The organism is Enterobacter sp. JH25 (genome assembly GCF_021725435.1).
GTDB classification, from domain to species: Bacteria; Pseudomonadota; Gammaproteobacteria; order Enterobacterales; family Enterobacteriaceae; genus Enterobacter; species Enterobacter intestinihominis.
The window spans coordinates 2261985-2275707 of record NZ_CP091319.1; the positions used below are offsets into that span (position 1 = coordinate 2261985).

The following is a 13723-nucleotide window of genomic DNA, read 5'->3' on the forward strand; positions in this document are numbered from 1 at the left end:
CCCCCTGTCATGATCAAAGGTATCAATTATATTTAAGGGTGATTGTCCCGGTGGCATTTGCTTGCCCTGGCGTGACAACGTCACTGGTTTTGTAATACCACGCTTTGAAACGTAAGGTTTCAGACTCTCCGGCCCCGCCTGCATTTGCCGGATCGCTATAGGTTGTTGCGGAGCCGATATCAGCAATCGCGGTACCATCGGCAGCAAGACCACTGCCTTGTGATGCGGCTTTTACACGACTGGAATTAAAAGCTTGCACCTCCTGACCAATGGCCCAGTAGGTAAAACTGCGTAACGCCGGTTGATAGGCTGATATCACGACCCCCACACCGGTCGCCGTTGTACCCGATTCAGACTGGTCTAAAGCAATCACTGAGCCATTATCATTGTCGCCCTCGGCAAGCGGCCCGTTGATGGTCATGGTCACGTTGGTGCCTGGCTGACAGCTCAGACCAACATCCTGTTCGGGTCCTTCCACCATCTTAAGATTATCAAACGCAGAGGTATCCACATCGCCCATATTAAACAGCAGGGAAGAAACGGATGCTGAGCATCCCATCGCATAGACTTCTATCTGCGTATTTGACAAATAGACTTCTGACGCATTATCACCGTTATCCGAACTGCTTTGCCCTTCACGAAATTCCACCGTCGCCAGTTTGCCGCTCTCGAGGGCCAGATTACCGCCCGGGATTGTACCCCCCGTCGCAATCAACTGCACACGATAGGCCGAGCCCGCCAGCGTATGGCTGCTCTCGCCATCGCCGGACTGCCATGAGTTATCAACCGCACGTTCATAATCATACGGACCGGCCTGGTTAAGCGTGTAGGTCTTAATGCCAATACCCGGTATCGTGGTCGGGTAGATATTATCTCCCACCGGCGACGCCGATGCTAAATGAGTCGGGTTATAATGAAATCCTACGTAATAATCCCTGCTACAGTTTTTAATCGTGACATCCCCATCCGTCCCGCTGATATAACCGGAATCGTATAACACTTCGCCAAAGGTATAATTTTTCGCACTGACCAACAGTTTCGAGGGTAATGGGATCGTCGTAACGGTAACATCATCGCCGTTATCCCGGTTACAGGCTGCATGACTTAATAGTGGGACTGTCCCCAGCAATAAGACCAGATAATATAAATATTTTGACATGAAATTAGTCTGCTCACTTAAGCTCAGTTATAAACAACATTCAATGTAATCGCACTGCTGAATGCACCCGGTGTTGGGGTCCCATGTGGGGTATACATTCGGGCAGTAAAAGTCATCGCGCCGGTTTGGTTTTCGAGCGCAACCGGGTAGCTCACGCCGTTGGCCAGCGCGACACCGCTGATGGGATGTTCGTGGTCACGGATAAACAACTGAAGGCCGACATCGGTCGCGCCGCCTGCATCTGCCGCAACCTGATTGGCGTAAATGACAGAAGCATAAGCCGGATCTTCAGCGTAAGGTGCGCCTGTAAAGGTAACCGTTGCCTGGCTTAACCCTGCGGTGCAGCTGTCAAACGCGATGGTCACTGGCACATTTCCTGTGTTCCCCCCCGCTACGGCAAAGTCTTTCCAGTAATATTTCCCGAGGTCGACTGCCTCCGGTTTGGTGACGTTACATGAGCCATCAATAATGTTTCCGGTGACATGGAACTCAATATCATTGCGATCGGTGTACGCCATTGCCGGCGACACGCTCAGCATGAATACCATTCCCGGGCCGATGAGCGATTTAAGGCCGGAACGGAGAATAATGAAGCGTGACATTAATTTGCTCCCGATACGGGATGGCAAACCCCGTTGATGAATAAAATATCGGCCTCTGTTTTTGCGCCGGCAAGTGTGTAATCAACGGCGCACTGCTTGTTCGCCGCCTCCCCCCACTTAACAATTAACCGCCCTTTCCCGGCGAGCCCGACGAGATACACTTCCCCGCCGTCGCCAACAATACTGCTGCGCGTGTCATCCGACTCGCCGCTGGTTTGTGTTACTACTGCGCCAAACGGCACCGGTTTACCGTTGTAGGTCAGCGTCATCATCGCCTTTTGTCCAATCCAGGTGTTGTACTTCACGCGTACTACCGCCCCTTTGGTCGGCACCACGGTTTTGGCGATGTTATCAATGGCCGCAGAAGTATCGCTGGAATCCACTGTGTTGAGTGAGATCGAATTGCTGTGATACGGACGAACGTACGGCACAATGGCGTTACCGAAATAATCGGTATGAACGTTCGTCTGCCCGTTGATCGGCATACCGGAAACACCCGGTGTTTCAACCAGCGCTACGCTATCGTTCAGCTGACGCGCCAGGGTGATACCGTCGCGATGCAGCACCATGCCGCCGCGCAGGCTGTAATTCACTCGTCGGCTGTAATCGTCGTAGCTATAGCCTGCGGACATATCGGCATAAGTACTTTGATAACCCACAGTGACATTGCCGTTAGTAGCTTCAGAATCGGCGTTATAGCCTTCTGAAACCTGCCAGTTCAGCTGGTTTTCCTGCATCGCGGTACCGGAAATTCCGATGTTGTGCGTGGTATCGCCGTTTTTACTACTGTTCATCGAATAGTTAGCCGAAACAGACCGGGCCGCTTCACTGTGGCTGAAGGCGCTGAACGGTACGCTCAGGTTAAGCGAGAAGACGTTATCGTCGTCGTAGTTATCGGAATCGTTATTGTAACCGCCATTGACGTTTTTAGAGTGGGCATAGTTCAGCGAGTACGACACCGGTCCAAGCGTGCTGCTGAAGCCCAGGTTCATGGAGTCCGCATGTTCACTGTTCCAGTAAGAGGCGTCGTACATGCTCAGTGACAGGGTGCCGAAAGGCAACGTCTGTGAGATTGTCACATCAAAACGGTTTCGCTCCCGGCCATTATCAATAGTGCTATTGCCCGGATCCCAGTCATTGAGGAAGTCCTGAAACGAAAGATAACCCCGGGTTGAAAATTTATAACCGGCGACGGCAATATCGGTGTTGGTCTGCTGAAGCGTCTTACTGTAGCGCACGCGATACGACTGGCCGCTATGGTGTTCCTGTTGTCGCATGTTGTCCGGCTGCGGGATATCCGCCCACGACTGGGAAATATCAAATGAGAGCGCTCCGGCGCTGCCCATATTAAAACCAGTTCCGGCAATCAGGTTGGAATAATTGTCTTCCGCCTGAATATAGCCGCCGTAAAGCGTGATCCCTTTTCCGACGCCCCAGGCCGCTGATCCCTGAATAAAGTTAAAATCCTCTGCACGTGAACCCGACCCGTCCTGACGGGTTTTGCCCGCCACCAGGCCATACTGCACCTGACCTTCACGTTGCAATACCGGCAGCGTGGCGTAAGGCACAATAAAGCTACTTTGCGTACCGTCGGACTCTTTGATCACCACCTGTAGATCGCCGGAGCTGCCGGTCGGATACATATCGCTGAATTCAAACGGCCCCGGCGGCACGGTAGCCTTATAAATGCTGTGACCGTTCTGGTATACCGTCACTTCGGCATTGCTGCGGGCTATACCGCGTATTACAGGGGCGAAGCCTTGCATGCTGTCCGGCTTCATATCGTTATCCGAGTACATCTGCACCCCGGTGAAACCGACGCTATCAAAAATGCCGCCGCGCGTGGTTCCTTGTCCCAGTACCAGCTGGCTTTTAAGAGATTTAATATCCCGTGAGGCGTAGGTATACACGGAATCCCAGTCATTTTCGGATTCGGAATGGGTATAGGTGGAATAGTTGCGAAAGCGCCAGGCGCCTACGTTCAGCCCCGGTTGCAGGCTAAGAAACTGATTACTGCTGTCGGTGCCGTTGCGTTGATGCAGATCCTGTTGACCTGAGACGCTGTAATTAAGTAAACCCGCCGTGATCCCTTCATCCCAGCGCTCCGGTGAAACATAACCCCTTGCGGTGTTAAATAAAGCAACCTGCGGCAGGATCAGGTCGAAACGCTGCTGCGCCAGATCGATTTTTTCGTCCGCGCCGGGGATGGTAAACAGATCCACACATTCGCTGGCTTTTTCCTGTTCGCCAAAATAGTTATCGACACGAACGTTCCAGGCTTTCAGCTGAGTGACGTTTAAGCATGCCCCTGTGCGGTCTGACGTAGGGGCACTTTTCAACCGTCGAAAAGAGAGGGTTTTACTGTCTACCAGATTGCCGTTGATAAAAATGTCGACGTTATAGTCCCCGGGCGGCACCTCATCTTTGGCAAACAGACTGAGATCCATTGCTGGCACTTCTGCGCTGTCTGTTTCCAAAAGATGAGGGTTGAAATGTTCCTGCGCACGTGCGCTGAAAGAACTAAAGACAACACTGAGCCCGAGCCCTAAAGAAAGGACGTAGGTTTGTTTCACTTTTTCCATTGTAACCCTGTATCCGTGCGGGAGACTTACGGTGTCGATTAATATGAGGTGACTTTGTCCGGGCCTTTCACGCCATAATCATTAATAAGCGACCAGGTTACTTTGCCGTGAGGTGACATAACACCTTCAGAAATACTCAACGTGGAGAATGGCGCGACAAAATACTGTCCGCTTAACGCCTGGTGATTAATTTCAATTCGTGAGAAGTTCATATAAAAAGGTGTCGGGTTATTGACCTGTAAACCCTTCGCGGTCAGGTTCCACTTAAGCTTTTCCGCACTGGATTCTGGCGTCTGCCCCTGTAATGCTGCCGGACGGTAGATCAGCTTAATCTTTGAGTTGATTGCAATTTGCATCGTATTTTTACCTTCACTACCGTCGGTAGCGGGGATCCCTTTCACGTTCAGCCATAACAGCGATTCACGATCTTCCGGAACAGGTAAACCTGAACGCACAATACGAATTGACGCTTTTTTCCCGGCTTCCAGACGGAATAGCGGTGGCGTAATAATCATATTTTCTTTTTTTAACGGGCTGCCTTTAGCCGGGCTAATCCACGACTGTACCAGGTTAGTAACCTTGTCAGAGTTTTCAACGGACAAAGAGGCGGCCTGGCGGGAGCCGTCAAAAATAACCCGCGTACTCCCGGTAACAATACTGGCGGACGCGTTCAGGCTGGCGGCGCTGGCCACGCAAAAAATAACAGCGGCGATGGGTTTCATAATGCACTCACAAACTAAAAAGGAGGGTTTCCCCTCCTGCGGAATCAGTTATAACGGACGTTGTAGGTAATAACAGCGTTAACATCGCCGGCAACGGCCTGCCCGGTGGCAATCATCTGCGCGGTATAGGTTTGACTCGCTGTGCCATCGGTGAAAGTAATAGGATCGTTATCTGCATTATTTTTGACGATGGTACCATTTGAGCCGCCCTGCTTGAGCTGAACGGCCACGTTGGTTGCCGCACCCAGCGTAGCAGTGTTTGCAAAATAGGATGGATCGGCTGCAACAGCATCAACAGGACCTGAGAAGACAATATTTGCAGTCGTGCTGGTTGGGCAATTATTCAGGTCGAACACAAACTGTTTTGGCGCGCCAAGGTCGCCTTTTGTAGCGAGGTCGGTTGCCGCCGTTGAGCCCAGATCAACGGTCGCATTTGCCGTGCCGCCATCAACGGCAATATCACAACCCTGATCGAGCACCGTTCCATTAAATGTGATAGTGTTAGAAGCCGTCGCCGCGCTCGCGCCACAGAAAGTCAGAATAAGCGTCGCACCAATTTTAGTCAGTTTCATTCGTTGATATCCCAATAGAAATAATAAATATCTTCATTTTTATTCCTGCCAGGACGAGACAATAACAAAGTAGCTCCACTGAGCTCACAATGAATAATGCACCGTTTGTGACAAGGCAAATATAAACCCTCAGGCAGGAATTAGATTCGCAACATCAATAAACGACATCAGCAAACCCGAAGTAAGGTTACAAGAAAGTTACGGAGTTTCGTAAAATAAAGTAATTTAATTTTAGACAACCTTTTGTTATGGCCTGGATTGGCATTTTGTTAGCATTCGCGCTGTTTTTTCTGAGCAATAACGCCACCGGCAGTGTTGCTAGCAGCATATCCAGACTGACATATTTGAGCGAATGAGAACAATAGGCATGATCAACAAAAAAAACATGATCGCATTAACCCTTTGTGGCCTGATGATGGCAAGTGGCAGTGCGCTGGCGGGCCTTCCTTCTGGTGACAGCGACAATAATATTAATACCAACCCAGAGAACGATGCGGGGACTCAGGGCACGGGCGGCGTAGTCCATTTTACCGGTAAGATTACCGATGCATCCTGTAATATCACCACCGACTCAGCAGGGCAAACCGTTGAATTAGGCACCTGGGCTGCAAGCTACTTTGCCACCCAAAAAGAGACCACGCGCACGCCTTTCCAGATTTCAGTTGAAGGTTGCCCGGATTCCGTTAAAACCGTTGCCGTGTTGTTTGATGGTAACAAAGATGCGAATGATAATACCCTGCTGGGTTTAAATTCTTCCGTGGACAGCGATGGCAATACGGCGACTGGCGTTGCCGTTAAACTCTATGAAAGCGACCGTAACACGCAGATTAAAATTGGTGATATTTCTCAGAGTATCGACCTTGCCGAAGGGGAAGATTCAAAAACACTCAATTTCTACGCCAATTATAATGCCACCACCGATGTCGTCAGCACCGGAGAAGCCGACGCAGATGCCAATTTCCTGATGGTTTATAACTGATCGACTGATGATAAGCAGAGCTTTCTCTGCTTATCTTTTTCCTCTACGGGGATCTGAAAATGAAGAAACTCACCGCGGCCCTGTTCTTTTATTCGCTCGGCATGAGTCTGTCAGCACACGCGGGGGTTGTGATGGGCGGTACGCGTGTTGTTTACCTTGAGGGGCAAAGAGAAGTGGCATTTTCCATTACCAATATGGAAAAAGAAACCCCTTATCTTATTCAGTCGTGGATTGAAAATATTGACAGTAAGAATAAAACCGCTCCGCCCTTTATCGTGACGCCTACGTTATTTCGTTTAGATGCGGAACAGAAAAACTCGCTGCGCATCAATTATCTTGGAACGCCATTACCCACTGACCGGGAATCTGTTTTTTGGCTTAACATCAAAAATATTGCCCCGAGCAAAAAAGCAAACAGCAACAAATTGCAGATTAACGTGAAGTCAAAATTCAAGTTATTTTTCCGTCCCGCAGGGTTGAAAGGCAATGCCGAACTTGCTTACAAAAAATTAAAATTTACCTGTCGTAATAATACGCTTAGCGCACACAACCCCTCGCCCTGGTTTGTATCGTTTTACAAGGTCAGCGTTGGGAACACCGACGTTGAAATGCCGGGAATGATTGACCCCTTTTCCGCTCGTCAATGGCACATTCCCTGCTCGGGGACCATTCGCTGGCAGGCGATCAACGATTACGGCGGGCTGACGAGAGTCGCCACGCAATCCTGACGCTGTGACAACACGCCTTTGGCGAATGTAGCCAACGACCGCACATGCATTCTCTCGTCCCACGCAATTTACCCCGCATTTATACGCTCGCGATGCTTGCGGGTGCGGTCACGTCTGGCATTCATGTGCGCCGGGCACAGGCCGATGAGTACTTCGATCCTCAGGCGCTGGAGATCACCGCAGATCAGCAGCAGGCTAGCGACTTAAGCTATTTTTCCCGACAAGGCGGTCAGCAGCCGGGACGTTATCGTGTCGCGGTTGTTGTTAACCAGACGCAGCGGGATGAGCGCGAAATTGCATTCGTTGATACCGGGGGAACGCTCTCACCGGTCCTCAACCTGGCGTACCTCAAGAGACTTGGGGTAAACATCGCGGCCTTCTCTTCGTTCGATGCGCTGCATGACGAGGAGACATTTACGGACATCGGCAAATATATTCCCGATGCGTCGACGCATTTTGACTTCACCCATCATCAACTGGTTTTAAGCATTCCGCAGGCAGCCATGTTGCAAAAAAGTGCCGATTATATTCCTCCCGAACAGTGGGACGACGGCATCCCCGCTGCTTTTGTCGATTACAATCTTACGGGCTCGACAACCAACATCGACAATATTCATGACAACAGCAGCTATCTGAGCCTGCGATCCGGTATCAACCTGGGGGCGTGGCGTTTACGCAATTACGCCACGTTTGAATATGGTAATACCCATCACTGGCAGTCTCAGGGAACATCCCTCCAGCGGGCCATTACGCCGCTGAAGAGCGCGTTAACAATAGGGAATGCCTACACGTCTGGCGAGGTTTTTGACAGTTTTCAGTTTACGGGGCTTCAGCTTGCCTCGGATGAGAATATGCTGCCGGACAGCCAGCGCGGTTTCGCGCCCACGATCCGCGGGGTCGCTCACAGCAATGCCCGCGTCAGCGTTCGCCAGCACGGTTACACCATCTATGAAACCTATGTTGCGCCTGGCGCATTTGTCATTAGCGATCTCTTCCCCACTTCGCAAAGCGGCGATCTTGAGATCACGGTCCATGAAAGTGATGGCAGCGAACGCACGTTCACCCAACCCTACTCCTCGGTGGCCTTTATGCTACGGGAGAAACGACTGAAATTCAGCGCCAGCGCCGGACGGTATAACAGCCCTGACGCCGAGGGCGACACCCCGCCGTTTGTTCAGGCCTCCGCCTTTTACGGATTGTCTTCAAGCCTGACGCTGTACGGCGGAGCGGAGCTTTCCGGCCACTATCAGGCTCTCGCGCTGGGATTAGGTAAAGATTTTGGCCGGTTTGGGGCACTGGGTGTGGACACCGTTGCGGCGAAAGCACACCTCAGTGATGACAGGCTGGCCCTCGGGCAGCAAATACGCGCTCAGTACCAAAAAAATCTCGCTGAGACGAACACGTCGCTCACCCTTTCGACCAGCCATTACACGACGCATGACTTTTACAGTTTCAGTGAAGCAAATGATGACAGCGACCCAGACCAGCACGTGCATAACCGGCGTAACCGCACACAGTTCAGTTTGACGCAGGATCTCGGTGCGCTGGGCAATATCAGCGCATCCTTTTACCGTCAGGATTACTGGAACGCCTCGGCGGTCGATCAAACCGTCCATCTTGGCTATTACGCTAACTACAAAGGGGTGTCGTTGAGTGTTGGGTATTATCTCACCCGCTCAAGCGCTGATGATAGCGACAACGAACGGGCGATAAACCTTAGCATCAGCGTCCCACTCAGCCGCTGGTTACCCGGCGCAACAACCAGCTACAGCCTCAACAATAACCTTGATGGCCATACTACCCGGCAGGTTTCGCTGTATGGTACGGCCCTGGCCCACGATCGCCTGAACTATAACCTCCAGCAGGGCTTCGACAACCAGGCCAATACCGCGAACAGCAACCTTGCGCTGGCTTATCACGGCGGTTATGGCAGCGCCAGTCTCGGGTACAGCCACGATCGCTATAGCAACCGCGTGAACTACGGCGCGGCAGGCGGCATTGTGGCAACACAGTATGGGGTGACGTTGAGCCAAAGCCTTGGGGATACCCTGGCGCTGATCCGCGCTGACGAGGCGTCGGACGTTCAGGTTGAAGGGGCGACCAATGTTCACACCGACTCCCGAGGTTATGCAGTGATGCCAACCTTATCGGCGTATCACAAAAACACCATTTCGCTGGATACCGAAACGCTGGCAGAAAATGTCGATCTGGACCAGAACAGCAGAACGATTGTGCCGACCAGCGGCGCGGTCGTCCTGGCGAATTACCATACCCACGTGGGCATCAGAACGCTCATCACCCTTACGGCACACGGGCGCCCGCTTCCATTTGGCGCCAGCGCGTATGTCTCGAACGGGACGTCTGCGAAATCAAGCGTCGGCATCGTTGGCGAAGCAGGACAGGTCTATCTCAGCGGCGTGCCGCTACGCGGGACCTTGCATGCCAGCTGGCGGCAGAAAGGCCAGGATATGCGCTGTAGCGCCCCATTACGCCTTCCGGATACCGCTGGCCGCACTCCGGTCACGCTTATGAACCTTCAGTGCCAATAACTTACTGAGATACCTGTGAACAATATCAACCGTTTAATCAATCTCCTGATGCTCGCTTTTTTGCTGATTCACGCTACGGCAAGGGCGTCTCAGACCTGCCCGCCGACCATGGGCGATGCGGTCATTAACTTTCAAAACTACTCGATCACTGATAACCCATCGATCCCTCCGGGGTCGATGCTTTCAGGCGCTATCCTGGGCCAGGAAAACCGCTCGTTTTATAACTGTCCTGAGGGAACCGGCCCGGTAACGATGCGCTTTGTAGCCAATAACGCCTTAACCGTAGCGCCCGTCAGCGGCGTGGCGCCGAACGGTACGGGCGCCCCGGCCTCCGTTTATGACGTGCCAGATATTCCCGGCGTCGGGTTTGCGGTGGGCATTCGCGAAACCACGCACTGTGCAGCCGAACCCGTGCATTACATCGCCTCGGGGGATGACAGCGTTGCGATTTGCAGCACAAACGATCCCTCGCAAATGGCGACCCAGTTCTTCGTCGTGTTTTATAAAACCGCGCAGGAGATTGTCTATGAACAGCCGAACAGCGGGCAAATTCGCGCAGGAACGCTGATTCTGGAGGATGCTAACGGCGCGGTGATATCTGAAGCTGGCGTGACGGTGGAAGTCGCTGCCGCCGACCTGAAAGTGCATAAATCGAGCTGTTATATCTCGGATAACAACATCACCGTCAATATGGGACAAAGTAGCGTAAGCGATCTCAACAAAGGAATGGATGGGGATAAACACCGCTTCATCATCCCTCTGGTCTGTGACGCATCCCAAACGGCAGCGGTGAAGATCGGGTTCTTTGGTCCGACTGAAAAAGACGCGCAGAATCACGATGTGCTGGCGCTAAGTCAACAGGAGAGCGCCGCTACCGGCGTGGGGATCCGCATTCTGTATGGCGATAACTACGGTGCCGCCAGAGGCACAACCGTTCCTCTCAACAGCACCGGTGTCGAACCTTTTGCCAACGCTGCCCGGCAGACCGCGTTTTCCCTGGATTACGACGCACAATATGTGCGCACCGAAACCCAGGCCACCGCGGGGCTGGCAGACAGCCTGGCAACATTTAGTCTGATATACAACTAAGCGCTACTCCAGTGCCAGCAGCGCAAAACTCGCCAGCCAGTGCCCGCCGCTGTAGTGACTGCCGACAACATGCTCCACGCTCGCCGAGAGATGGCGCGCAACGGCATCGCGTAATGGCTTCCGGGCGTGATGATTTTCCGGCAGGGCGCGGGCAATGTGCTTCATACACCAGGCACGGCTGAGGTTGAGACCGTCCAGATGCGCGATTTTCGGGTCGGTGCGATCGCTCACCTCAGCCGGGTTCATGAGCGCAGAAACGGCGCCCACTTCAGGCAGAAACGCATCGAACCAGGCCGGGAAATCCTCCACCACCGTACTCATCAGCAGGGCCTCGGTCAGCGCTCCGGAGATATACTCGTCGCCACCCGGCTCATAATGCGCAGGATATTGCGTGTCCGCGAGGTAAAACCGCGTTGCCGCGTCCAGGATGGCGCGCTCAAGCGTGTCATCGTTCACCGCCCGGGCATAATCCAGCCCCAGCGCGAGCGCAAACGCCGTGTTGTAGTGCGTCCCGACGCGGATCGGATAGGTAAGCTTGCTGAGGTAATCCACCAGCCGCTGGCGAATATCCCGCGTTAACAGTTGCAGCGTCTGGTACCAGCGCTCCGCCTGCGGCAGTGACGATTGTTTCAGCTCCTGCGCCAGCGCCAGCAGCCAGCCGTAGCCATAAGGTCGCTCAAACGACGCGCGGAACGGCGCGGTAAAATAGGCCAGCTCCTTCGCCACCTTCTCGTCGGTCAGGTGTTCTTCGAAGAGAGTGATGATCTCTTCCCGACACGGCAGTTCGGGCCAGAGACGCAGGCAGCGCAGCAGCAGCCAGTAGCCGTGCACCGCAGAGTGCCAGTCAAAACAGCCGTAAAAGATCGGGTGCAGCTCGCGAGGCGGCAGAACGTCGCCGTCATCGTTGAGCAGATGCATAATGTGGTTCGGATATTCCTGACGTAAATAGGTCAACGGCATTCTGGCGAAGGCGTCAGCCTGATGTTGCGTTAATTCCATTGCAGCTCCTTAGCGAAACACGAGGAAATACATTAAGAACACGTTCACCACAAGCAAGGTTAACGCGGTCGGGATCTGGATCTTGATAACCTGATATTTGTCTTTTAGCTCCAGCAACGCGGCGGGCACGATGTTGAAGTTGGCGGCCATCGGGGTCATCAGCGTGCCGCAATAGCCTGCGTACATGCCGATAGCCAGCAATGGTGCCGGGTTACCGTGATGGACGTTAATCAGGAATGGCAGAGCGATACCGGCGCTTAACACCGGGAAGGCAGCGAAGGCGTTGCCCATAATCATGGTAAACAGCGCCATCCCCACGCAATAAATGACCACCAGCATGAAGCGGCTGTCCGGGTTCACAAACAGGCTGACCACCTTTTGTACCGATTCACCGGTATTCGCCACCACAAACACCCCGCCGAGCATCGCGAGCATCTGCGGCAGGATCACCGCCCAACCAATGGTATCGACCAGCCGACGCGACTGACGAACCGCATGCAGCGGCGTACCTTTTGTCAGCCACCAGCCGGTGAGGATAGCCGCCACACAGGCCACGCACAGCGCCGCCAGCGTAAGCTGCTTCTGGTCGAGCAGATAGACACCGCCAATCGACACGCCTTTCAGAAACAGCGTCCCGATGACCGTCACCACCGGGATCATCAGCGCGGGCAAGAATAGCCAGTTTTTCAGCCGGTGTGATGAGGTAACCCGCTCCTCCTCGGTGGACATTTTATAATGCCCCTTCCCGACCAGCCCGAAACCGGCCAGTAGCGCAATCACGATAACGGCGCCGCCAATAATGCGATACGCCAGCGACTTACCCAGCTCCTGCACCATCAGATCGCCAAACAGGAAGATCCCGCCAAACAGAAACCAGAACAGCGCGGTGGTATAGCGTTTCGGGTTAGCGCGATCGCGAAGGGTCATCACAACCAGCAGCATCACGACAAAGCCGATCAGGTAGTACACGCGGTTAATGGTGATAAGGGTCATCATGGTGCGATCTCCTGCGTACCCTGCTCTGCTCTCCAGGCCATCACGTCGCGACGAATGCTGGCGTCGAGGCGCAGCAGACGCGTCATATGGATGATCAGTGCCGCAATAGCGGTCGGAATGGCCCACAGGCCGATATGCAGCGGTTCGATCCCCTCGATCCCGTTCTCTTTCAGGAACGCATCAATCAGCAGTACCGCGCCAAAGGCGATAAAGATATCTTCCCCAAAGAAAACCGCGATATTGTCACAGGCGGCGGCATGGGCTTTGATTTTGTCGCGGATAGTCTGCGGCAGTTCGCCGTATTCATTCAGGGCCGCCCCTTCGGCCATCGGCGCCAGCAGAGGACGCACCGTTTGCGCGTGGCCGCCAAGGGACATCAGGCCCAGCGCAGCCGTCCCTTCGCGGGCAACAAAGTAGAGCATCAGGATACGCGCCGAGGTGGCGCTGGCGATCTTCGCGACCCAGGCCTGGGCGCGCTCTTTCAGCCCGTAATACTCCAGCAGGCCAATCACCGGCAGGATCAGAATGAAGGTGGCAAGCGATCGGCTATTCACGAACTTTTCGCCAAAGGTTTCCAGCAGCATACCGAAATCCATGCCAACCAGCAGGCCCGTTGCCAGCCCCGCCACCACGACAACCAGCAGCGGGTTGAAACGCAGTGCAAAACCAATAACCACCACCGGAATCCCGATAAGTGGCAACAGTGTAGAACTGTCCATAAACGTTACCCTATCCAAAGTGAGCGT

12 protein-coding genes are annotated in these 13723 nt (G+C 53.5%); 4 read left to right on the top strand and 8 right to left on the bottom strand.

The genetic code is table 11. From position 1 onward, the window contains the following. Positions 1 to 22 precede the first annotated feature (22 nt). The 5 genes from L2Y28_RS10945 to L2Y28_RS10965 are packed head-to-tail and all read right to left on the bottom strand — an operon-like array spanning position 23 to position 5637. Positions 23 to 1159, bottom strand: coding sequence for a type 1 fimbrial protein (locus L2Y28_RS10945; RefSeq protein WP_022648145.1), 1137 nt, complete (start codon positions 1157 to 1159; stop codon positions 23 to 25). A gap of 23 nt (positions 1160 to 1182) precedes the next feature. After that, the gene (locus L2Y28_RS10950; protein ID WP_022648146.1) at positions 1183 to 1761 is read right to left on the bottom strand and encodes a fimbrial protein; all 579 of its coding nucleotides are present in this window, start codon (positions 1759 to 1761) and stop codon (positions 1183 to 1185) included. Beyond that, complete coding sequence (locus L2Y28_RS10955; RefSeq protein ID WP_022648147.1) at positions 1761 to 4343, bottom strand: fimbria/pilus outer membrane usher protein; 2583 nt, start codon at positions 4341 to 4343, stop codon at positions 1761 to 1763. The genes L2Y28_RS10950 and L2Y28_RS10955 overlap by 1 nt, the downstream gene beginning before the upstream one ends. 38 nt (positions 4344 to 4381) lie before the next feature. Then, complete coding sequence (locus tag L2Y28_RS10960) at positions 4382 to 5065, bottom strand: fimbria/pilus periplasmic chaperone (protein WP_022648148.1); 684 nt, start codon at positions 5063 to 5065, stop codon at positions 4382 to 4384. Positions 5066 to 5109: 44 nt separating this feature from the next. After that, entirely contained in the window at positions 5110 to 5637 is a 528-nt protein-coding gene (locus tag L2Y28_RS10965; protein WP_022648149.1) for a fimbrial protein, read from the bottom strand. A 367-nt stretch (positions 5638 to 6004) separates the two neighbouring features. Here L2Y28_RS10965 and L2Y28_RS10970 point away from each other — a divergent pair, with 367 nt between their 5' ends. The 4 genes from L2Y28_RS10970 to L2Y28_RS10985 are packed head-to-tail and all read left to right on the top strand — an operon-like array spanning position 6005 to position 10982. After that, positions 6005 to 6616 (top strand): fimbrial protein, encoded by a 612-nt coding sequence (locus tag L2Y28_RS10970; RefSeq protein ID WP_022648150.1) that lies wholly within the window; start codon positions 6005 to 6007, stop codon positions 6614 to 6616. Positions 6617 to 6675: 59 nt separating this feature from the next. Further along, positions 6676 to 7344 carry a molecular chaperone gene (locus L2Y28_RS10975; RefSeq protein WP_022648151.1) on the top strand — a complete coding sequence of 223 codons (669 nt, stop codon included), beginning with the start codon at positions 6676 to 6678 and terminating at the stop codon, positions 7342 to 7344. Positions 7345 to 7388: 44 nt separating this feature from the next. Continuing rightward, complete coding sequence (locus tag L2Y28_RS10980; protein ID WP_022648152.1) at positions 7389 to 9893, top strand: fimbria/pilus outer membrane usher protein; 2505 nt, start codon at positions 7389 to 7391, stop codon at positions 9891 to 9893. Positions 9894 to 9908: 15 nt separating this feature from the next. After that, positions 9909 to 10982, top strand: coding sequence for a fimbrial protein (locus tag L2Y28_RS10985; RefSeq protein WP_022648153.1), 1074 nt, complete (start codon positions 9909 to 9911; stop codon positions 10980 to 10982). A 3-nt stretch (positions 10983 to 10985) separates the two neighbouring features. Here the strand turns inward: L2Y28_RS10985 and L2Y28_RS10990 are convergent, their stop codons facing one another. From L2Y28_RS10990 to L2Y28_RS11000, 3 genes are read right to left on the bottom strand one after another with little or no spacing between them, the layout of a single operon-like run. Beyond that, positions 10986 to 11981, bottom strand: coding sequence for a DUF2891 domain-containing protein (locus L2Y28_RS10990; protein ID WP_022648154.1), 996 nt, complete (start codon positions 11979 to 11981; stop codon positions 10986 to 10988). A 9-nt stretch (positions 11982 to 11990) separates the two neighbouring features. Continuing rightward, on the bottom strand, positions 11991 to 12977 hold the full coding sequence (locus tag L2Y28_RS10995; RefSeq protein ID WP_022648155.1) for a DUF979 domain-containing protein: 987 nt from the start codon (positions 12975 to 12977) through the stop codon (positions 11991 to 11993). Further along, positions 12974 to 13696: a DUF969 domain-containing protein gene (locus L2Y28_RS11000; RefSeq protein WP_022648156.1), complete on the bottom strand. Its 723-nt coding sequence runs from the start codon at positions 13694 to 13696 to the stop codon at positions 12974 to 12976. Before L2Y28_RS11000 ends, L2Y28_RS10995 begins: the two co-directional genes overlap by 4 nt. Between the last annotated feature and the right edge of the window lie 27 nt (positions 13697 to 13723).